The following is a 19,509-nucleotide window of genomic DNA, read 5'->3' as shown; positions in this document are numbered from 1 at the left end:
GTTAACCCGTGTGAGAGGGGAGGGTGCGGCTACTTCTTTAGTTCCACCAGCTGAATAAGGTTGCCCACGGTGTCATCGAATACAGCGATGATGGACGGGCCAACATCGGTGGGCTCCATGGTGAACTTCACGCCCTTGTCACTGAGCTCTTTGTATTCTTTTTTCACATCGGCGGACAGGAACTGGGTGGCTGGAATGCCGTCGGCCTTGAGTGCTGCGGCATAGTCTTTGGCGGCGGGATGGCCCTTCGGCTCCAAAAGTAGCTCGGTATCTCCCTCACCTTCAGCATTGGTGACGGTGAGCCAGCGGAAATCGCCGTTGGTTACGTCATCCTTAACTCGGAAGCCAAGGGTATTGACGTAAAAATCGCGAGCGCGGGCAACGTCGTCTACAGGAACGGAGCGATATAGATCTGCATGCCCGCCATCCTAGTGAGAGTGAGGGGCATCGTCGGAGAGCGCAAGTCCGTTCCAAGGAAGGCGAGGAATTGCGCAACCCCCATGCGCGTTAGGATGGGGAGAAAAGTACTACCGATGTGGCTGAAGAAGGAGAACACACCATGGCTATCAAGGTTGGCGTACTAGGCGCGCACGGACGCGTAGGCCAGGCAATCGTTGCAGGTGTCAACGCGGAAGACGACCTCGAACTGGTAGCGGAAATTGACCGCGGTGATGATCTGCAGCAGCTTATCGACGCCCACGCAGAGGTCATCGTGGACTTTACCCAGCCAGATTCGGTAATGGGCAACCTGGAGTTCTGCATTGCCCACGGAATCCACTGCGTGGTGGGAACCACCGGCTTTGATAAGGAGCGCTTGGCTCAGGTGGAGGAATGGACCAAGCAGGACGGTGCCGGCAATGTCCTCATTGCGCCGAACTTTGCCATTTCTGCAGTTCTCACCATGGTGCTAGCTAAGCAGGCTGCCAAGTTCTTTGAGACTGCAGAGGTTATCGAATTCCACCACCCAACCAAGTTGGATGCGCCGTCCGGTACTGCGATCCATACCGCTGAGGGAATTGCCGCCGCCCGCAAGGAGGCTGGTCTGGGAGACATGCCGGATGCCACGGAAAAGCAACTCGATGGTGCCCGCGGCGCTACCGTCGACGGCATTCCGATTCACGCAGTACGCACCCGTGGCATGGTGGCACACGAGGAGGTCATCTTTGGTGCTCAAGGTCAGTCGCTGACCATCCGCCAGGATTCTTATGACCGCGCGTCCTTCACGCCGGGCGTACTGGTGGGTGTGCGCCAAATTGCGGATCACCCAGGCCTAGTCGTGGGCCTCGATAAGTACCTGGGGCTTTAAGCCATGGCTAAAGCAAGTGAGCTAGACATTCAGCTCATTGCCGCAACACAGTTCCACGCCCCGCGGGGCGTGGAGTGGCACGCGGATGACTCGGCCTCTGATGGGGAAGCACTTGTCGAGTTCGCTGGACGGGCCTGCTACGAGTCTTTTGATAAGCCAAACCCCCGGACAGCAACCAATGAAGCCTACCTGCACCACATCATGGAGGTAGGCCATACTGCGTTGCTCGAGCATGCCACGGCCACGATGTACATCACAGGGCTGTCGCGTTCGGCGAGCCATGAGCTCGTCCGCCATCGGCACTTTTCCTTCTCGCAGCTCTCCCAGCGCTTTGTCCACCCAGAAGAGACCGAAGTAGTTCTACCAAAACTGGTGGCCGAAGACGAGCAACTAAGCCGATTGGTAATGCAAGCGGTAGATGAGACTCGCTTTGTCTACGATGAACTGCTTAGCGCACTGGAAGAGAAGCTGGATGAGCCCAACGCTCTCCTGCGCAAGAAGCAGGCCCGTCAGGCGGCGCGTGCTGTGTTGCCAAACGCCACAGAAACGCGCATTGTTGTCACTGGCAACTATCGCGCGTGGCGTCACTTTATTGGTGCTCGTGCCGCCGAGCAGGCCGACGAGGAGCTTCGCCACGTTGCGGTGGAGTGCCTGAAACTGCTGCAAAGCAAGGCGCCAGTGCTCTTTGATGATTTCAATATCACCACTCTGGCTGATGGGACCCAGATGGCGGCAAGCCCCTACGCCTAACACGCGCGAGACCCCGATGCGGCTAATTGCAAGCCAAAAGGGTAATCTTGACGGCTATGAGCACAGGTATGACAGCAAAGACTGGCGTCGACACCTTTGGACGCATCGGCATCGCCATGGTCACCCCGTTTGACCGTGACGGTGCGCTGGACGTTGCAGCAGGTCGTCGCCTAGCAGCTCATCTCGTTGACAATGGCGTTGATTCGCTCATCCTTGGTGGAACCACCGGCGAATCACCGACCACTTCAGTTGAAGAGAAGCTGGAGCTGCTCAAAGCCGTAAAGGAAGAAGTAGGAGACCGCGCAAAGCTTTGCGCCGGTGCCGGAACGAATGACACCGCAACCTCCATTAAGTTGGCGCAGGCCACCGCAGATGCGGGGGCCGATAGCCTGCTAGTGGTAACTCCGTACTACTCCAAGCCCTCTCAAAAGGGCGTTTACGAGCACTTTGCCGCAGTCGCGCAAGCCACGGATCTACCGATCTGTGTCTATGACATCCCTGGCCGCTCGGGCATCCCAGTGGCGCCGGATACCCTCCGCCGCCTTGCGGATTTGCCGACCATCCAAGCCGTAAAGGACGCTAAGGGCGACCTTCCTGCGGCCGCAGAACTAATCCAAGAAACCGGTTTGGCCTGGTATTCCGGTGATGATCCGATTAACCTGCCGTGGCTTTCCCTCGGCGCTTCTGGTTTCATCTCCGTCATCGGCCATGTTGCACCGCGTGCCTTGGTAGAACTTTATGAAGCTTTCGACGCGGGCGATATGGCCCGCGCCCGAGAAATCAATGTCACTACGCTCCTTCCGCTCACCCATGCACAAGCTCGGTTGGGCGGAGCGACGTTTGCAAAGGAAGCCCTGCGCCTGCAGGGCATCGAAGTTGGCGATACCCGTCTTCCTGTCACCGCTGCGAGCGAGGAGGAACGCGAGGTACTTCGCCGTGATCTGGAACAATCTGGAGTCCTCTAAGAATGAATGAACCCCGTAACCGTTCCCGCAAGGTGACCCGCAAGGCGGGCCCACCGGCGGAAAACGAAACCGCCTCCAACGAGGCGGCTTCGCCAGTTTTCCAAGCCCCAGCAACTGACGCGGGCAATTCCGCGCAGGATAATTCCGCTAAGGGCGACAAAGATAATTCTGGCAAGAAGAATTCCTCCGACAACAACACTGATGGCGGCAACAACCGTCGCTCCCGTTCCCGTGGCAGCCGCGGCCGTGGCCGTGGTGGCAACGGGAATGGCAATGGCAATAACCACGGTGGAAACAATAACCACGGCGGCAAGAACGGCAACGGCAACGGAAAGAATGGTAAGGGCCGAGGCCGCAATAACCGTGGCCGCCGCAACGTGCCCAAGTCTATGCAGGGCGCGGATCTGACCAAGCGCCTGCCGGAGCCACCGAAGCAGCCGAAGGACGCCCTGCGCATTTACGCTCTGGGCGGTATCTCGGAGATCGGCCGTAATATGACCGTCTTCGAGTACGGCGATGACCTCATCATCATCGACTGTGGTGTGCTCTTCCCATCCTCCGGTGAGCCAGGCGTGGACCTCATCCTGCCTGACTTTGGCCCGATTGAGAAGAAAATCCACAAGGTCAAGGCCCTCGTCGTTACTCACGCGCACGAGGACCACATCGGCGCTATCCCGTGGCTGCTTAAGCTGCGTCCGGATATCCCCATCGTTGCTTCCCGCTTCACCATCGCGCTTATTGCTGCAAAGTGTAAGGAGCACCGCCAGAAGCCGAAGTTCGTCGAGGTTAATGAAAAGTCCGACGTAACCTACGGTCCGTTCCGCGTACGCTTCTGGGCAGTCAACCACTCCGTGCCGGATGCCTTGGGCATCATGCTGGGTACCCCAGCTGGCAATATCATCCACACCGGTGACATCAAGCTGGACCAGACCCCGCTGGATAACCGTCCAACGGACCTCCCAGCCCTGTCCCGCTATGGCGATGAGGGCGTTGACCTCATGCTGTGCGATTCCACCAACGCCACTGTCCCCGGTGTTTCGGCATCCGAGGGTGATATTCCTGCCAACTTCAAGCGCCTCGTTGCCGGCGCTAAGCAGCGCGTTATCTTGGCTTCCTTCGCTTCCAACGTCTACCGCGTCCAAGCCGCTATCGACGCTGCCGTGGCAAACGGCCGCAAGGTGGCCTTCAACGGCCGTTCGATGATGCGCAACATGGAAATCGCAGAGAAGATGGGCTTCTTGAAGGTCCCACGCGGCACCATCATTCCGATCGATGAGGCCGCCAAGATGGCTCCGCATAAGACCATGCTGATTACCACCGGTACGCAGGGTGAGCCTATGGCAGCTCTGTCTCGTATGGCCCGCCGTGAGCACCGACAGATTACTGTCCGCGATGGCGATACCATTATCTTCTCCTCCTCGCTCATCCCGGGCAATGAGGAAGCCGTCTACGGCGTCATCAACATGTTGTCCCAGATTGGTGCCAACGTTATTACCAACCAGGACGTAAAGGTGCACGCTTCCGGTCACGGTTACGCTGGCGAGCTCCTCTTCCTGTACAACGCAGCGCGCCCGCGCAACGCTATGCCGGTGCACGGCGAGTGGCGCCACCTGCGCGCCAATAAGGAACTGGCTATCTCCACCGGTGTGGACCGCGACCGTACGGTGCTGGCACAAAACGGCGTCGTCGTGGACCTGCGCAAGGGCCGCGCCGAGGTCGTAGGCCAGATGCAGGTGGGTAACCTGTACGTCGACGGCGTGTCCATGGGCGATGTGGATGCCGATACCTTGGCTGATCGCACCAACCTGGGTACCGGCGGCGTGGTTTCTATCACCTGTGTGATTGATAACCGCACTTCGCGCCTGCTGGAGCACCCAACGGTATCTACCACAGGCTTCTCCGATGATGACCGCGGCATCGTGCCGGAGGTTGCGGAGATGGTGGAAAACACCATGAACGATCTCGCCGCTGAAGGCGAGAATGATACCTACCGCATGGTGCAGAAGCTGCGCCGTAAGGTATCCAAGCTCATGGATTCCAAGTACAAGCGCGAGCCGGTTATCCTTCCGACCATCGTGCCGACCAACTCCGGCCCTTTGGTTACCGATGAAGAAGACGTCGACGCTTCACGTGAGTCCCTGTAAGTAATACGGGTTCCTTGCGCTAAGTGAGACAAAGCCCCAGCATGCCAGTTAGCTCGGTATGCTGGGGCTTATGTCGTTTTCTTCTGCTGAGCGCGCCAAAATGGTAGCGCTATTTCATAAGCTTGGTCCCGATGCCCCTACCTTGTGTGAGGGCTGGACAAACCGCGACCTAGCCGTACATTTGTGGGTGCGAGAAAACCGCCCCGATGCGGCCGCCGGCATCTTCGTCAACGCACTTTCCGGCCGTCTGGAAAAGGAATCACGCAAGGTGGCCGAACGCGACTTTGATGAGTTAGTTGATGACTGGGGGAGGGGACCTGCTGCCTATAACCCGGTTCGGTTCGTGGATGCACAGCAAAACTTTGTGGAGCACTTTGTTCACCACGAGGATATTCGCCGCGCTAATGGCATGGGCCCTCGCGACTTTTCGGCACACATCAAGCAACATATGCATAGCTACCTAAAGCCCTTGGCTAAGGTGGCCCTGCGCAAATCTGAACGTCCGGTCATTCTGCAGCCGGAAGGATTGCCGCGAATCGTTGCCGCAGATACGCATGGCGTGGCGGAGAAGGGCGATGCCGTGGTCCGCGTTTCGGGCGAGGTAGGCGAGCTCATCCTCTGGGCCTTCGGGCGTGATGCTGCTGAAGTCAAGATTGAAGGTGACTCCGAAGCTATCGTAAAGTCAATTCTCTAATCTTGATTTAATGTCAGTTTCTTAGCTTTTGGGTGCGTGGGAAGCGTTCGCCGTGAGATTGTGGGTTCAGGTGTTAGGGAAACGCGTGTGGCTAATGTGATTTATGGGGTGGCGCGGCTAAGGTAGAGGTATGTCTGTCAAAAATTCCTCTTCGCGCGGAACGCGCCGAAAGTCGAATCGTTCACGGCCGTCGGGCCGCAGCCGGTCCGGTGCTGGCATGCCGGAAAACCTGGCTATGACGTCTTCGCATCGGCGCGCGGCGGCAACCTCGCAGGAGCGTACGGGCAGTGCGTTCCGGGCCGTCGGCAAAGGCTTGGGTGTTGCCTTTGGTGCCACGGCCCGCGGCATGGGAAATATGGCGCGGGGCGTAAGCCATGGCGTGGCCGGGCTCAAGCCCAGCGAAGACATATATGACACCGAGGAGTACGAGACGACGAGGGAGCCGGAAGAAATTTCTGCACGCGGGGAGAAAAAGAAGAAGAGCAAGGTTACTCGGGCGCGCGATGTAGCCGCGGAAGAAGAGCTTTCGACCATGGAAGTAAGCGAGGAAGAGTCACGCGGTATTCAGGTGAAAAATCCTGATGCGGTGGCGCTTGTTCTAATTGGCATTGCCATCGTGCTTGCGGCCACCGTTTGGTTCGGCGTTGCCGGTCAGGTAGGCGCCTGGGTGGGCAATATTGTCCGCTATGTCATTGGTGCAGGCGCCTGGGTCCTGCCGGTGGCACTGGTGGCCTTGGCCATTGCCTTGATGATGGATATCTCCGGCCCAGCGGGGCACTTTAAGCCGCGCATTGTGGGCGGTATCAGCATCATTGTCCTGGCCATGCTCAGCTTGATCCACATCTTTGCTGGTACCCCTGAGCTTGGCTTTACTCCGGACAGCGCCGGTGGTGCTGGCGGTGTAATCGGCTACGCCATCGGAGGCCTTCTGGAGACGGCCTTTACCTCTTTCGTCGCAGTGCCGTTGCTTTTCCTCGTCATTATTTACGGCGCCTTGTTAGTCACCGGCATTACTATCCGCGAGGCCTATGAGTTGGTGGCCGATGCCATTGCTGCGGCCTTCTCCCGCTTTGGTGGTACGGATGAAGACTATTACGACGAAGAGGGCGATGACCTCTACGGCCACGTGACTGGCGATATTGATGACATCGCGGAAGGACGCGAGCGCAGCGAGCGCCCGGCACGACCTGCAGCTAAGCGCCGTTCCTCTGAGCGTGGTGGAAGCCTGCGCGCTTTTCGACGTCCCACTGAAGACCCCGCCCCGCGTGGTTCTTCTTACCCGGTGGATTCCCCTGCTACAGCAGAGGAGGAACAGGCCACTCGCGCCTTTAGCGCACCAACGCGAGGCGGCTTCCAGTCCGTGTCTAACGCGGCTGAAAAGCCTGTCTCCCGTGATATTGGGGATACCGATGAGATCCCGGTAGTAGAAGACGCCGCTTCGTCGTCGCCGGCACAATCGGACTCTGGGGATCCGGAACCAACCCGCGTTCTAGGCTCCGCCCGCCAGCGCCCTGCTTCGCGTTCTTCTCGCTCGGCCACGGCGGGCTCTGATGCTGGCACCGCCGCCGGTAACGCAATTGGCTCGGCCGCTGGTGCGACCGCGGGCGCCGCGGGTGCTGCGGGAGCAGCAAGTGGCGCGGCAAAGACTGCTGCTGCGGGTGCTGCCGGTGCCGCTGGCGCTGCAGCAGCCGGTGCAGCTGCAGGCGCTGCTGGATCTGCGGTGGAAGGAGGCGCTGATGCGGTCTCGTCCGCGCATGAGAAGGCCCGCCAACTCTTCCGCGAGCGCTCCGGACGCGACGCTACGACCGGCGCACAGGTGGACGCCACCGAGCCTGCGGCCGAGGCCGCAGGGGAAACGGGAACTTCTGCCGCTCCTGCGCCGTCCGCGCAATTTGGCAACGAGAATTACGCGGTTCCCACCACGGACCTGCTGACCCCGGGCACTCCAGCCAAGGAGCGCACTGAGATTAATGACCGCATCATTGAGGCCATCACCGATGTCTTCGAAGAGTTCAAGGTCGATGCCCAGGTAACCGGCTTTAGCCGTGGCCCGACAGTGACCCGTTATGAAATCGAGCTGGGACCAGGCGTCAAGGTATCGAAGATTACGAACCTGCAGTCCAATCTGGCCTACGCCGTGGCCACGGATAATCTACGTTTGCTCACGCCCATCCCCGGCAAGTCGGCCGTCGGCATTGAGGTTCCAAACCCAGACCGCGAAATGGTGCACCTGCGCGAGGTGCTTGATGCGCCAAGCATGACCAGCTCACCGGATCCCATGCTCATCGGTTTGGGCAAGGACATCGAAGGCGAATACACCTCGTTCTCGGTGCAAAAGATGCCGCATTTGCTGGTCGCCGGTGCTACCGGTTCCGGTAAGTCCGCTTTCGTCAACTCCATGTTGGTCTCGCTGCTCACCCGAGCCACCCCTGAGCAGGTTCGCCTCATCTTGGTGGACCCGAAGATGGTGGAACTTACCCCGTACGAGGGCATTCCGCACTTGATCACGCCCATCATTACCCAGCCGAAGAAGGCCGCAGCAGCTTTGCAGTGGCTAGTGGAGGAGATGGAGCAGCGCTACATGGATATGAAGGCCGCTCGTGTGCGCAAGATTGAGGACTATAACCGCAAGGTGGTCTCCGGCGAATACCAGGCACCGGCAGGATCCGAGCGCGAGGTACGCCCGTACCCGTACATCGTCTGTGTTGTTGACGAGTTGGCCGACCTGATGATGACCGCGCCAAAGGAAATTGAGGACTCCATCGTCCGCATCACCCAGAAGGCGCGTGCCGCCGGTATTCACCTGGTGTTGGCAACCCAGCGCCCGTCCGTGGACGTGGTGACCGGCCTGATTAAGACCAACGTGCCATCGCGTCTGGCGTTCGCGACGTCCTCGTTGACCGACTCTCGCGTTATCTTGGACCAGGGTGGCGCGGAAAAGCTCATTGGTATGGGCGATGGCCTCTTCATTCCGCAGGGCAAGCGTCCTGTGCGTATGCAGGGCGCATTCGTCTCGGATGATGAAGTCATGGCGGTTGTCGATGCCGCCAAGTCGCAGGCTGCGCCGAACTACACCGAGGGCGTGACTGAAGAGAAGCAATCCGAGGCCAAGCAGGAAATCGATGAGGAAATTGGCAAGGACATGGACGACCTCCTCGAGGCCGTCGAGCTGGTGGTCACCGCCCAGTTGGGCTCGACTTCTATGTTGCAGCGTAAGCTGCGCATCGGTTTTGCCAAGGCCGGTCGTCTCATGGACCTGATGGAATCTCGTGGCGTCGTCGGACCGTCCGAGGGCTCCAAGGCCCGCGAGGTCCTAGTGAAGCCGGAAGAGCTCGATACCATCATCTGGATGATTAAGGGCGCCGATCCTGCCGAAGCCCCGAAGGAGATTCAGGAGGAGATGCAGCAGCAAGAGCAGGAGGAAGCTGCCGCTACTTCCGACGCCGATTCTTCCGCAGGCGCCGATTCCTCCCCGCAGGGCGATGCCGGCGACACCCGTACCGTTCAGGCGACGTATAACCCTTCGGCAGGCGCCTTCTAAGATCGTGTAAGGTTGGACGGGTCTTGGAGGGGAGTACCCCATCCTTCGGCATCGATCGTCAGCACGGTAGCATTACGCTCCCGGTCGTGCCGGCCCAGCGGAATTTAGTTCGCCGGGCGGGGGAGACCTCCGGTCAATTTGTTGTATCTTCGACCGGAGGGATGTACCAATGCATGTGCCATTGTGGATCTGGGCGATTTCTATCGTCGTCATTCTTGGATTCTTTGTTTTTGATTTCTACTCCCACGTGCGCACCCCGCACGAGCCGACGCTGAAGGAATCCGGGTTCTGGACCCTATTCTATGTCGGTATCGCTTTACTTTTTGGTGCCGGTGTGTGGGCCATTTGGGATCACGAGCACGGCATCCAATTCCTCACGGGTTACGTGACAGAGAAGGCGCTATCCGTAGATAACCTCTTTGTTTTCGCGCTTATCATGGGCGCCTTCAAGATCCCGCGGAAGTACCAACAAAAGGTATTGCTCATCGGTATCGTCATTGCCTTGGCATGCCGCCTGGTGTTTATCCTTTTGGGTGCTGCGGTCATCGCGGCATGGTCCGATATCTTCTACCTGTTCGCGATATTCCTCATCTACACAGCTATCAAGCTCATCGTCGATGAGATCCGCGACGCCCCCGAAACCGATCCCAATGACATGGGCATCATCAAGCTGATCCGCAAGGTAGTCCACGTCACCCCGCGCTACCACGGCGATAAGCTCACGCACCGCCTGGAAGATTCCTCGGGCAAGCGGAAATTCGCGTTCACCCCGCTATTTATTGCGTTGGTGTCCATTGGCCTTATCGACGTGATGTTTGCCTTCGACTCCATTCCGGCCATTTACGGCATTACCTCGGAAGCGTTCTTGGTCTTTACCACGAATGCCTTCTCCCTCATGGGCTTGCGCCAGATGTACTTCCTGCTGGATGGCCTGCTGGATCGCCTGGTGTACCTGCCCTATGGTTTGGGCATCATCTTGGGCTTCATCGGTGTGAAGCTCATGTTCCATGCGCTGCATGAGAATAACTTGCCGTTTGTAAACGGCGGCGAGAACGTGGAGTCTATCCCAGAATTTTCCACTATTACCTCACTTATCGTGATTGTGGGCGTACTGGTTATTACGGTTATCGCCTCGATTATTAAAAACAAGCGCGATGAGAACCAAGGCGGAGTGCCGGTATCGCACAATCACTTCGACTGGGACGAGGAAGGCAATAAGATCGTCCGCAACAAGAAGGGCGAATTCTTGGGCAAGGCCGAAGACCTGCCCAAGGAAGAGCTACCGCACTAGAAGCAGGCGTTAACGGGATTCCATTCGTGGAAGCTGCGGCCGGTAATGCAGCCGGCCTGGTAGAAGGGGTCTTGGTCCATGAGGGCGATGGCGTCGGCGACCACGGCGTCGTCGGCAAGCCCCACGATGATGAGCGCGCCGCCCTTGGAATCCGTCAACGGGCCAGTGGCAATGATGGTGCCCTCCTCAAAAAGCTGCGCGGTAAACTCGCGGTGCGCGGGGCGGGCCTTAGCAATCTCAGGATTCTTGGGGTTGTAGTCGTAGCTAACAGCAAAATACTTCATGCTTCGCATTTTAAAATGCAGGGGCATCCAAGCGCAGGTGCTTGGTGCTAACAGGTAGTATGTATAACGTGAATCAACCCGGAACACAGTCAGCGCAATCTTCGGATGTGAATCCACAGGTATCCAATTGGAACCTGCCAAATATTCTCACCAGCCTGCGCATTCTTTTCATTCCGGTTTTCGCATGGCTGGTGATTGTTGGCCATGACTGGTGGGCTTTTGGGCTATTTGCGGCCTTAATGCTCACAGATAAGCTCGACGGGGACATCGCCCGTGCCCGTGGCCTTATCACCAATTTTGGCAAGATTGCTGATCCCATCGCGGATAAAGCGCTTATGACTACCGCACTGGTATGCCTCAACATCATTGGGGTACTGCCAGTGTGGATTACCGTGGTCATTCTCATTCGTGAGTTCGGAATCACCATCTGGCGTATGGTTTTGTTGCGCCGCGGCAAGGTCGTTCCTGCTTCGAAGGGCGGCAAGCTGAAGACTGTATTGCAATCCTTGGCAGTAGGGTTGTACCTGTGGCCGCTGCCGGAGTGGATGAACGTTCCTACCTTCTTGGTGATGCTCTTGGCTGCAGTGGTGACCGTGGTTACCGGCGTTCAGTACCTCATCGACGGCAAGAAGCAGAATAGCTAGGTAGTTCATGAGCTCCATGGCGGCCCGCCTCGTATCTGAACTCACCGAGCGCGGCGAAACTTTGTCCTTTTGTGAGTCACTTACTGCTGGGTTGGCCAGTGCCACGGTGGCTTCTGTCCCTGGAGCTTCGGCTGTGTTGCGCGGAGGGCTTATAACATATGCCACCGAGGTGAAATCCCACTTTTTGCACCAACCAGTAGCCGATATCGAAGCAGCCGGTGTGGTTTCTGGGGAGACTGCCCTTGCAATGGCGCGCGCGGCGGTGGCAGAAACCGGTGCGGACTGGGGGATAGGCCTTACCGGAGTGGCAGGACCAGACCTACAAGAAGGCAAGCCGGCGGGCACGGTTTATATCGGAATTTTTTCTCCTAGCGGAGTCGGATTTTCCCAACAGCTTTCCGGGTTGGGGAAAGAGCGAAACGAAATCAGAGAGGCCACGGTCGCAGCCGCCTTGCGTCTCCTGTGCTCAACTTTGGAAGAAAATCCGGCACTGCGGGAACAATAGCGAGACAAGGAGCGTTGACTATAGTGATGAACACTTCTACTGCTGTCCTCGAACACCCGGTAAACGGCGCTGTTGCACCAGCGGCGCCCGCCACTGCTCGTACCCCTGAGCCGCTTTTGCGTGAGGCTCTTGGGTTGACGCTGCGCGCCTTCCGCGCGGACAAGGGAGTGACCCTGCGCGAATTGGCCGGGGTGGCCCGCGTATCGCCGGGTTACCTTTCAGAGCTCGAACGCGGCCGCAAGGAGGTCTCCTCTGAGCTTCTTGCGTCTGTGTGCCACGCGCTGGATTGCTCAGTCTCGGACGTATTGATTGAAGCGGCCGGTTACATGGCCCTGCCCTCCATGGATGAGGAGCTTGCCCATACGGCACCTGCCGCATCAGAGCTTTAGCCCACAGCGGTCAGCGGTCTATGTCAACAGCCGTCCTATTCTCTTGCGAGGAAGGTCGGCTGTGGTGGTTATGGGGGCGTCGGCAAGCGCCCGCGACCGCGGGGAGTGCAAGCGGTGGAAACAGCGCTTCGCTAGTATAAGCAGCAGAACATTACGCACATTTTTAACCTAGAAAGGTTGAAGCACACCATGGCGAACCCATTTGTTAAGGGCTGGAAGTACCTGATGGCTCTCTTCGATAATAAGATCGAGGAAAACGCCGATCCGAAGGTGCAGATCGAGCAGGCTATTGAAGATGCTCAGCGCCAGCACCAGGAGCTGTCTCAGCAGGCGGCCGCCGTGATTGGTAACCAGCGCCAGTTGGAAATGCAGCTTAACCGCCGTTTGGCAGAAGTAGAAAAGCTGCAGGGCAATGCTCGCCAGGCTCTGGAATTGGCTGATCAGGCCCGTGCCAAGGGCGATGAAAATAAGGCCGTGGAGTACGAGAACGCGGCAGAGGCCTTCGCTGCCCAGCTGGTTACGGCTGAGGAGTCCGTGGAAGATACCAAGAAGCTGCACGACCAAGCACTGCAGCAGGCAGAAAAGGCCAAGAATGCGGTTCAGCGCAACAATGCCGCGCTGCGTGAAAAGGTCAATGAGCGCTCCAAGCTGCTTTCCCAGCTCGAGCAGGCAAAGATGCAGGAAAAGGTTTCCGAGTCTTTGAACTCCATGAACGAGTTGAGCGCCAATGGCAATACGCCGTCTCTGGATGCTGTGCGCGATAAGATTGAGCGCCGTTACTCCAAGGCCCTGGGTCAGGCTGAGCTGGCTGAGAACTCCGTGGAAAACCGCATGGCCGAGGTTCAGCAGGCGGGCATACAGATGGCCGGTCATTCCCGCTTGGAGCAGATTCGCAGTGAAATGAACTCTGCTAAGTCCGTGGAAGGCAATAAGGCTCAGGCCATTGAGGGCAATAAAGCTTCTGGCTCTGCTGCCGACAACGCTGCTCAGCCAGGCAGTGCCAACAACGATGCTGTGCAGGCCCGGCTGCGTGAGCTGCGTGGGGAGTAAACCCCCGACAGTCTTTTAAATAGTTATCGCCTCCCTCGGCCATCATGTGGTGGTGCGTGGGAGGCGATAACTGTTGCTGCTAGTCGCCGACGCCGCGGGCCTGCAAAGCCTCACCCATGGCGCGCGCTCGCCGGATGGAGCGAATGATAACCGGGGTGCCAAATGCGAGCGGGGACATCCCGGCACCGCGCGCTTTGCGGGCATCTAGGACTTCATAGACGGTTTCAAACATCAACGGGATGAGACGAATAGTCAGTGACATAGCCAAGCTGATGTTTTCTACCGGTATTCCGAAGCGCTTTAGGGGCTGTAGCGACTCTTCCAGCGACTCCATAATCTCATCGACCGTGGAGGTCAGCGTGAGCAAGAAGGCAGCCATCATAGCGGCGAAGACATTGAGGAACATCACCGCCGCATAGTCGAAGTCCTTTGCCCACCATTGAAAGCCTGCCAAGGGGACTAGGAAAAAGAGAGGCGGCCAGATCTGACTCCACGCAATGCCCAGTGGAATCCGGGCGCAAGCATAGAGAAAGACGACAAAAATGACGCCGCCTGCTGCCCACGGAATGGACTTGAAAAAGATGCTGGTGACCATGATAAAGACTAAGAGGAATGCGATCTTCCAGCTAGGTTTGATGCGATGAACAAAGCTGGTGCCATCAACATAGACGGAAAGTGGGAGATTCGTGCGTCGTTGCATGACAAGTCTCCCTACAGCGGCCGCTGGGCCATGAGGTCTTGGTAAAAATCTATGACCTCCGCAGGCCGGCCATCCGCGGCGATGCGGTGGTTATCGATGCAAATGACCCGATCAAAATCGCGCAGAAATTCCAGATCGTGCGTCACCACAATTAGTTGCTGTTCCAAACGCGCGAATTCTCTTTTGATTCGATCTCGGTTGCGCAGATCCAGCAGGGTAGTGGGCTCATCAGCGATGATGAGAATCGGGTCGATGACCATGACCGCTGCCAGCGCGAGTAGTTGCTTTTGTCCGCCGGAGAGCGTATGCGGTGAGCGCTCAGCAAATTCGGCGAGTCCGAAGCGCTCGAGGGCAGCATCCACGCGGGCGAGGCGCTCGTGTTTGGGCAGCTTAAAGCGGCGGAGCGAAAAGGCGACGTCATCGCGCACATTGGGCATGACAATCTGGTTTTCGGCATCCGAAAAGACAAACCCCACCTTTTCGCGCACCTTTTTGCCCTGCTTGGCGACGTCCATCTGGTCCACCGTCACCGTACCTTCACTAGGCTCGCCCAATCCATTGATGAGCCTGGTCAAGGTGGATTTCCCGCCACCATTCTGGCCGATGATGCCAATGCGTTGTTCGGTGAGGGTGAGGTTGATGTCCTCGAGCACCACGGTGTCTTCAAAAGCCACCGTGACCGAGGAAAAGTCGATCGTGGGCACTAGTCGGCCTTTCGTCCCATCAGGTCGGGGAATGCCGCGTGCACGCCGAGAGCGATGATGACGGCAACTACAAGCTTTCCGGCATCGACAGGGATGAAGGGCAATTGGGCGGCGAAGGCTGGACCAATTTCCAAGCCGGAGCGGATCATGAGACCAAAGGCGCCGCAGACGTATTGGACGGCAAGGCCGACAATTGCGGCCACGGCAAGTACGACGGCCATGCCGCCCTTGTTCTTAGGGGAGCGGTAGGCAATTGCACCTGCAACCGCCGGCGAGATTACATAGCCGATGATGTAGCCCGCGGTTGGGCCTGCTAGGGCGCGCAGCGTGGTACCACCACCCGCCAGAACTGGGAGGGCAAGGCCTAGGAACAGGAAGAGGAGCCCCACGTATCCGCCGCGCTTGCTACCCAAAATAAGGCCGGCGAGGATCAGCGCTGCGTTTTGCAGCACGATGGGCACGCCGGCCGAACCGATAGGGATGGACACGAAGGCAAGGACGATGACGAGAGCGGTAAACACGGCAACATAGGCAATGGTGGTTGCCAGAGAGTTCTTTTTCATGCTCAAGAGGTTAGCACTGCATGAAAACTGCAGACAATTGAGGGTTTTGAACGGTGTTCATCCAAGGCTGATAACTGTGAGGCAGGGCCATTGCGGCGGGCTCCCAATCGACGCTTTCTGGACCGCTGGCGCCCGTGCTTAAGTGCTGAGTAGGATAGCGCGCATGCGATTGACCGAGTATCACCAGTTCATTGTGGACGAATTTGGCGAGTCTAAAGGAAAGTGGATTAGCCACTCCCATGTCTTGCCCGACCTCGGGGCAACGCCCGATGAGCTTATCGAACGCGGCGTCGATCCGCGTCGCGTCTGGCTGAGCCTGTGCGATGACTTTGATGTACCGAAGGAGCGCAGGTTGGGAGTCGATTACCCTACTTTATAGCGCCGTTGAATGTGGCGGACTGGCGTGTCCACTTTCAAAATTCGAACAGATGTATGTAATATGGCGGAGGTGTCGATGCAGTCGTCTACAGTGGGATGGCGTTGACGGAGGGAACCGTTTGAGTTCCACGGCAGTCTAATAATGCGTTAGTACATCGTCGTTAAAGATAAGGATGAAAGTTAATGGCAACCAAAAAGAAGTCTTCTTCTGCCGCCTCTAAGGGAGATGACCGCCAGAAGGCCCTCGATGCCGCAATGGCCATGATTGAGAAGGATTACGGCAAAGGCGCTGTGATGCGCCTGGGTGATGACAACCGCCCACCGATTAAGGCCATTTCTTCCGGTAATACCGCAATCGATGTTGCTCTGGGTATTGGTGGTTTCCCGCGTGGGCGCATCGTAGAAATCTATGGCCCGGAGTCTTCTGGTAAGACCACTGTTGCGCTGCACGCCATTGCATCTGCACAAAAGGACGGCGGCATTGCCGCGTTTATTGACGCCGAGCACGCGCTCGACCCGCAGTATGCTCGCCTGCTTGGCGTGGATACCGATAACCTTTTGGTTTCCCAGCCAGATACCGGTGAACAGGCCTTGGAAATCGCCGATATGCTGGTACGCTCTGGCGCAATTGACATCATTGTCGTTGACTCCGTTGCTGCCCTTACCCCGAAGGCGGAAATTGAAGGTGAGATGGGCGATAGTCACGTCGGCCTCCAGGCCCGCCTGATGTCGCAGGCGCTGCGCAAGATGACCGGTGCCCTGTACAACTCCGGTACCACCGCTATCTTCATTAACCAGCTGCGCGAAAAGATTGGCGTGATGTTCGGCTCGCCAGAGACCACCACCGGCGGTAAGGCGCTCAAGTTCTACTCTTCCGTGCGCTGCGATATCCGCCGCATCCAGACCTTAAAAGATGGCCAGGATGCCATCGGTAACCGCACCAAGCTCAAGGTAGTAAAAAACAAGGTCTCGCCACCATTTAAAATTGCCGAGTTCGACATCATGTATGGCGAAGGCATCTCTCGCGAGTCGTCCATCATCGACCTTGGCGTTGAAAACGGCTTCATCCGCAAGTCCGGGTCCTGGTTTACCTACGAAGGCGACCAGCTGGGCCAGGGTAAGGAGAAGGCGCGTAATTTCCTGAAGGATAACCCGGATCTAGCCAATGAAATCGAGCAGAAGATTTTCCAGAAGCTCGGTATCGGCGAGGCCGCGGCCGAAGGCGAGGAGGGTGCCGCGATGGACGTTCCTGGTGCCGATGACCCATTGACCGATGAGTCCGTTGATCTCGTTCCAAACGTCGATTTTGATGACGACTAGAATCGTCTAACCCCGTACCCACACACTCCGCGTACCATTTGAATCTGCATCATGAATCAGCCCACCCCCGAAAAGCTCGCCCAACTCCGCCAGGCCCTCGAGGCCTATGAGAATGGAGCAGCTGGGGGCGGGCTTTTTGATCGAGAGGCAGAGGAAGCCAAGGCCAAGGTCCGCGCTCGGGCGCTGGGCCTATTGGATCAGCGTTCTAGGTCCCGGAAAGAGCTCTATGATCGTCTAGTAAAGGCCGAGTTTGAGCCAGATGTCGTTGAGGACGTGCTAGATGATTTAGCCCATGCGGGGCTGGTGAATGACGCCGCCTTTGCACACGAGTGGGTGCGCCAACGGCATAAGCGGCGCGGCAAGTCCAGCTCGGTTCTCAACAGGGAATTGCGGGAAAAGGGCGTGAGCGAGGCCGATCGTGCTGAGGCGCTCGAGCAGATTGACCCTGCCGATGAAGAAGCCATGGCACAGGCCCTTGCGGAAAAGAAGGCTCGCTCCATTAAATCCGTACCGGAGGATCGCAAGGAGCGCGACAAGGCCCTACGTCGCATTGTGGGGGTGCTGGCACGCCGCGGCTTCAATGAAGGAATGTCGCTGCAGAACGCAATCGCAGCCCTTGACGCGCGGTGCGTGGAGCTGCGCGCAGAGGACTGATACGGCCAAGGCAGGGTAGCGCCGGAATGGCTAAGTCCGGCAGTTATGAGATGCCTAGCTTCATGGCTAAACTATGCCGACGTGGAGCAGACAATCGCAGATAACCGTACTTATGAAGTCCGAACTTTCGGCTGCCAGATGAATGTGCACGATTCCGAGCGCATCTCTGGTCTCTTGGAGGAGGCCGGCTACGCGGCCGCCGGCGAAGGCGTGGAGCCAGATCTCATCGTCTTCAATACCTGCGCCGTGCGCGAAAATGCCGATAAACGGCTCTACGGCACCTTGGGTGCCTTGAAGAAGACAAAGGAAAATCATCCCGGCATGCAAATTGCCGTGGGCGGTTGCTTGGCGCAGAAAGACAAGGACACCGTCCTAGATAATGCCCCGTGGGTTGATGCTGTCTTCGGCACTCACAATATGGCGGCCCTGCCGACGCTGCTGGAGCGCGCCCGACACAACGATGAAGCCCAGGTAGAAATCGTTGATTCCCTCGAGGCTTTTCCGTCTGTCTTGCCAGCCAAGCGTGAGTCTGCCTATGCCGGCTGGGTTTCTGTTTCCGTAGGCTGCAATAACACCTGCACGTTCTGTATCGTTCCTTCCCTGCGCGGCAAGGAAGAGGACCGCCGACCCGGCGATATCTTGGCCGAGGTCAAAGCCCTAGTAGATCAGGGCGTATCCGAGGTCACCCTGTTGGGGCAAAACGTCAATGCTTATGGCGTCAATTTCGCCGATCCCGATATGCCGCGTGACCGTTTCGCTTTTTCTAAGCTGCTGCGCGAGGTAGGCAAGATCGAAGGCCTTGAACGCCTACGTTTTACCTCCCCGCACCCAGCGGAGTTTACTTCCGACGTCATCGATGCCATGGCCGAGACACCGGCAGTGTGCCCGCAGCTGCATATGCCACTGCAGTCTGGCTCCGACAAGGTCCTTAAGGACATGCGCCGTTCCTACCGCACCAAGAAGTTCCTGCGGATTTTGGACGAGGTACGGGACAAGATTCCACACGCCGCAATCACGACCGATATCATCGTGGGCTTCCCGGGCGAGACCGAGGAAGACTTCCAAGACACCATGGAGCTTGTGCGCCGCGCTCGCTTTGCCTCGGCCTTTACCTTCCAGTATTCGCCGCGCCCGGGAACCCCGGCTGCGGAAATGGAGGACCAGATTCCCAAGGAGGTCGTCCAGGATCGTTTCGAGCGTCTCGTTGCCCTGCAAGACAGCATTCAGGCAGAGGAAAACAAGAAGCTCATTGGTACGGATGTGGAGCTTTTGGTGCAGGCCGAAGGCGGCCGCAAAAACGATGAAACCCACCGCATGACCGGCCGTGCACGCGATGGCCGCCTAGTGCATTTCACCCCGGTTGACTCTGACGGCACGGATATTTCGGCGGAGATTCGCCCGGGCGATGTGGTGCATACCCAGGTAACCGGTGCGGGCTCCTTCTTCTTGCTTGCCGACGCCGCCGTTACCTCCCACACCCGCACCAAGGCCGGCGATATGTCCGCTGCCGGCGAAACGCCTACCACCGCACCCATCGGCGTCGGTCTGGGATTGCCGTCGATTGGCAAGCCCGCGGCCGCCGATTCCGGCGATTCCTGCGGTTGCTAGCAGGGGAGTAGGCTAGGGA

General features: G+C 58.0%; 19 protein-coding genes and 1 pseudogene. 15 read left to right on the top strand and 5 right to left on the bottom strand.

What is annotated here, in order from left to right; translation table 11 throughout:
* Window positions 1-29: 29 nt before the first annotated feature.
* Window positions 30-418 (bottom strand): annotated as a pseudogene (locus tag CORTU0001_RS11505) (VOC family protein).
* A gap of 141 nt (window positions 419-559) precedes the next feature.
* On the opposite strand from CORTU0001_RS11505, the gene dapB reads away from it, so the two are divergent.
* The 7 genes from dapB (at window position 560) to CORTU0001_RS07500 (ending at window position 10,691) form a co-directional block, all read left to right on the top strand.
* A complete protein-coding gene (gene dapB / locus CORTU0001_RS07530) occupies window positions 560-1,306 on the top strand; it encodes a 4-hydroxy-tetrahydrodipicolinate reductase (protein ID WP_005328661.1) in 747 nt (248 codons plus the stop codon).
* 3 nt (window positions 1,307-1,309) lie between these two features.
* On the top strand, window positions 1,310-2,056 hold the full coding sequence (thyX, locus tag CORTU0001_RS07525; protein WP_005325145.1) for an FAD-dependent thymidylate synthase: 747 nt from the start codon (window positions 1,310-1,312) through the stop codon (window positions 2,054-2,056).
* 56 nt (window positions 2,057-2,112) lie between these two features.
* Window positions 2,113-3,021: a 4-hydroxy-tetrahydrodipicolinate synthase gene (gene dapA, locus CORTU0001_RS07520; RefSeq protein ID WP_034668455.1), complete on the top strand. Its 909-nt coding sequence runs from the start codon at window positions 2,113-2,115 to the stop codon at window positions 3,019-3,021.
* A gap of 2 nt (window positions 3,022-3,023) precedes the next feature.
* On the top strand, window positions 3,024-5,165 hold the full coding sequence (locus CORTU0001_RS07515; protein WP_005328657.1) for a ribonuclease J: 2,142 nt from the start codon (window positions 3,024-3,026) through the stop codon (window positions 5,163-5,165).
* A 58-nt stretch (window positions 5,166-5,223) separates the two neighbouring features.
* Window positions 5,224-5,859, top strand: coding sequence for a TIGR03085 family metal-binding protein (locus CORTU0001_RS07510; RefSeq protein ID WP_005328655.1), 636 nt, complete (start codon window positions 5,224-5,226; stop codon window positions 5,857-5,859).
* Window positions 5,860-6,076: 217 nt separating this feature from the next.
* Window positions 6,077-9,400, top strand: a complete 3,324-nt coding sequence (locus CORTU0001_RS07505; protein WP_005328653.1) for an FtsK/SpoIIIE family DNA translocase — start codon at window positions 6,077-6,079, stop codon at window positions 9,398-9,400.
* 169 nt (window positions 9,401-9,569) lie between these two features.
* Window positions 9,570-10,691, top strand: a complete 1,122-nt coding sequence (locus tag CORTU0001_RS07500; protein ID WP_005325135.1) for a TerC family protein — start codon at window positions 9,570-9,572, stop codon at window positions 10,689-10,691.
* Here the strand turns inward: CORTU0001_RS07500 and CORTU0001_RS07495 are convergent.
* Complete coding sequence (locus CORTU0001_RS07495; RefSeq protein ID WP_005328651.1) at window positions 10,688-10,975, bottom strand: YciI family protein; 288 nt, start codon at window positions 10,973-10,975, stop codon at window positions 10,688-10,690. The two genes, CORTU0001_RS07500 and CORTU0001_RS07495, sit on opposite strands and share 4 nt — an antisense overlap.
* A gap of 59 nt (window positions 10,976-11,034) precedes the next feature.
* On the opposite strand from CORTU0001_RS07495, the gene pgsA reads away from it, so the two are divergent.
* The 4 genes from pgsA to CORTU0001_RS07475 all read left to right on the top strand — a co-directional run bounded on the left by pgsA (window position 11,035) and on the right by CORTU0001_RS07475 (window position 13,563).
* Entirely contained in the window at window positions 11,035-11,619 is a 585-nt protein-coding gene (gene pgsA, locus CORTU0001_RS07490; RefSeq protein ID WP_034668451.1) for a CDP-diacylglycerol--glycerol-3-phosphate 3-phosphatidyltransferase, read from the top strand.
* A 7-nt stretch (window positions 11,620-11,626) separates the two neighbouring features.
* Window positions 11,627-12,124: a CinA family protein gene (locus CORTU0001_RS07485; RefSeq protein ID WP_005328648.1), complete on the top strand. Its 498-nt coding sequence runs from the start codon at window positions 11,627-11,629 to the stop codon at window positions 12,122-12,124.
* A 26-nt stretch (window positions 12,125-12,150) separates the two neighbouring features.
* On the top strand, window positions 12,151-12,513 hold the full coding sequence (locus CORTU0001_RS07480; protein WP_005325127.1) for a helix-turn-helix domain-containing protein: 363 nt from the start codon (window positions 12,151-12,153) through the stop codon (window positions 12,511-12,513).
* A gap of 189 nt (window positions 12,514-12,702) precedes the next feature.
* Window positions 12,703-13,563, top strand: a complete 861-nt coding sequence (locus CORTU0001_RS07475) for a PspA/IM30 family protein (RefSeq protein ID WP_005328646.1) — start codon at window positions 12,703-12,705, stop codon at window positions 13,561-13,563.
* Window positions 13,564-13,642: 79 nt separating this feature from the next.
* On the opposite strand, the gene CORTU0001_RS07470 is transcribed toward CORTU0001_RS07475, so the two are convergent.
* The 3 genes from CORTU0001_RS07470 to CORTU0001_RS07460 are packed head-to-tail and all read right to left on the bottom strand — an operon-like array spanning window position 13,643 to window position 15,530.
* Window positions 13,643-14,263, bottom strand: a complete 621-nt coding sequence (locus CORTU0001_RS07470) for an energy-coupling factor transporter transmembrane component T family protein (protein WP_005328645.1) — start codon at window positions 14,261-14,263, stop codon at window positions 13,643-13,645.
* Window positions 14,264-14,274: 11 nt separating this feature from the next.
* The gene (locus CORTU0001_RS07465; protein WP_005328644.1) at window positions 14,275-14,967 is read right to left on the bottom strand and encodes an energy-coupling factor ABC transporter ATP-binding protein; all 693 of its coding nucleotides are present in this window, start codon (window positions 14,965-14,967) and stop codon (window positions 14,275-14,277) included.
* Window positions 14,967-15,530, bottom strand: coding sequence for a biotin transporter BioY (locus CORTU0001_RS07460; RefSeq protein ID WP_005328643.1), 564 nt, complete (start codon window positions 15,528-15,530; stop codon window positions 14,967-14,969). Before CORTU0001_RS07460 ends, CORTU0001_RS07465 begins: the two co-directional genes overlap by 1 nt.
* A 163-nt stretch (window positions 15,531-15,693) precedes the next feature.
* Between CORTU0001_RS07460 and CORTU0001_RS07455 the strand changes: the two genes are divergently transcribed.
* The 4 genes from CORTU0001_RS07455 (at window position 15,694) to miaB (ending at window position 19,490) form a co-directional block, all read left to right on the top strand.
* Entirely contained in the window at window positions 15,694-15,909 is a 216-nt protein-coding gene (locus tag CORTU0001_RS07455) for a DUF3046 domain-containing protein (RefSeq protein WP_005328641.1), read from the top strand.
* Between the two features lie 182 nt (window positions 15,910-16,091).
* Complete coding sequence (gene recA, locus CORTU0001_RS07450) at window positions 16,092-17,228, top strand: recombinase RecA (RefSeq protein ID WP_005328639.1); 1,137 nt, start codon at window positions 16,092-16,094, stop codon at window positions 17,226-17,228.
* Between the two features lie 51 nt (window positions 17,229-17,279).
* A complete protein-coding gene (recX, locus tag CORTU0001_RS07445; protein ID WP_005328637.1) occupies window positions 17,280-17,882 on the top strand; it encodes a recombination regulator RecX in 603 nt (200 codons plus the stop codon).
* A 45-nt stretch (window positions 17,883-17,927) separates the two neighbouring features.
* Window positions 17,928-19,490, top strand: a complete 1,563-nt coding sequence (miaB, locus tag CORTU0001_RS07440) for a tRNA (N6-isopentenyl adenosine(37)-C2)-methylthiotransferase MiaB (protein WP_005328636.1) — start codon at window positions 17,928-17,930, stop codon at window positions 19,488-19,490.
* Window positions 19,491-19,509: the final 19 nt, after the last annotated feature.

It is taken from the genome of Corynebacterium tuberculostearicum SK141 (assembly GCF_000175635.1).
In the GTDB taxonomy this organism is placed as follows: domain Bacteria; phylum Actinomycetota; class Actinomycetes; order Mycobacteriales; family Mycobacteriaceae; genus Corynebacterium; species Corynebacterium tuberculostearicum_C.
Note: the sequence above shows the minus strand (reverse complement) of the source record. Positions and strands in the feature narration are given on the sequence as shown.

What these genes read in the sequence shown, in the direction of transcription:
- CORTU0001_RS07480 (WP_005325127.1), top strand. Translation starts at nt 12,151, where the DNA reads ATGAACACTTCTACTGCTGTCCTCGAACACCCGGTAAACGGCGCTGTT.
- miaB (WP_005328636.1), top strand. Translation starts at nt 17,928, where the DNA reads ATGAGATGCCTAGCTTCATGGCTAAACTATGCCGACGTGGAGCAGACA.
- CORTU0001_RS07485 (WP_005328648.1), top strand. Translation starts at nt 11,627, where the DNA reads ATGAGCTCCATGGCGGCCCGCCTCGTATCTGAACTCACCGAGCGCGGC.
- dapB (WP_005328661.1), top strand. Translation starts at nt 560, where the DNA reads ATGGCTATCAAGGTTGGCGTACTAGGCGCGCACGGACGCGTAGGCCAG.
- CORTU0001_RS07475 (WP_005328646.1), top strand. Translation starts at nt 12,703, where the DNA reads ATGGCGAACCCATTTGTTAAGGGCTGGAAGTACCTGATGGCTCTCTTC.
- recX (WP_005328637.1), top strand. Translation starts at nt 17,280, where the DNA reads ATGAATCAGCCCACCCCCGAAAAGCTCGCCCAACTCCGCCAGGCCCTC.
- CORTU0001_RS07515 (WP_005328657.1), top strand. Translation starts at nt 3,024, where the DNA reads ATGAATGAACCCCGTAACCGTTCCCGCAAGGTGACCCGCAAGGCGGGC.
- dapA (WP_034668455.1), top strand. Translation starts at nt 2,113, where the DNA reads ATGAGCACAGGTATGACAGCAAAGACTGGCGTCGACACCTTTGGACGC.
- CORTU0001_RS07460 (WP_005328643.1), bottom strand. Translation starts at nt 15,530, where the DNA reads ATGAAAAAGAACTCTCTGGCAACCACCATTGCCTATGTTGCCGTGTTT.
- CORTU0001_RS07470 (WP_005328645.1), bottom strand. Translation starts at nt 14,263, where the DNA reads ATGCAACGACGCACGAATCTCCCACTTTCCGTCTATGTTGATGGCACC.
- pgsA (WP_034668451.1), top strand. Translation starts at nt 11,035, where the DNA reads ATGTATAACGTGAATCAACCCGGAACACAGTCAGCGCAATCTTCGGAT.
- CORTU0001_RS07455 (WP_005328641.1), top strand. Translation starts at nt 15,694, where the DNA reads ATGCGATTGACCGAGTATCACCAGTTCATTGTGGACGAATTTGGCGAG.
- CORTU0001_RS07495 (WP_005328651.1), bottom strand. Translation starts at nt 10,975, where the DNA reads ATGAAGTATTTTGCTGTTAGCTACGACTACAACCCCAAGAATCCTGAG.
- recA (WP_005328639.1), top strand. Translation starts at nt 16,092, where the DNA reads ATGGCAACCAAAAAGAAGTCTTCTTCTGCCGCCTCTAAGGGAGATGAC.
- thyX (WP_005325145.1), top strand. Translation starts at nt 1,310, where the DNA reads ATGGCTAAAGCAAGTGAGCTAGACATTCAGCTCATTGCCGCAACACAG.
- CORTU0001_RS07500 (WP_005325135.1), top strand. Translation starts at nt 9,570, where the DNA reads ATGCATGTGCCATTGTGGATCTGGGCGATTTCTATCGTCGTCATTCTT.
- CORTU0001_RS07505 (WP_005328653.1), top strand. Translation starts at nt 6,077, where the DNA reads ATGCCGGAAAACCTGGCTATGACGTCTTCGCATCGGCGCGCGGCGGCA.
- CORTU0001_RS07510 (WP_005328655.1), top strand. Translation starts at nt 5,224, where the DNA reads ATGCTGGGGCTTATGTCGTTTTCTTCTGCTGAGCGCGCCAAAATGGTA.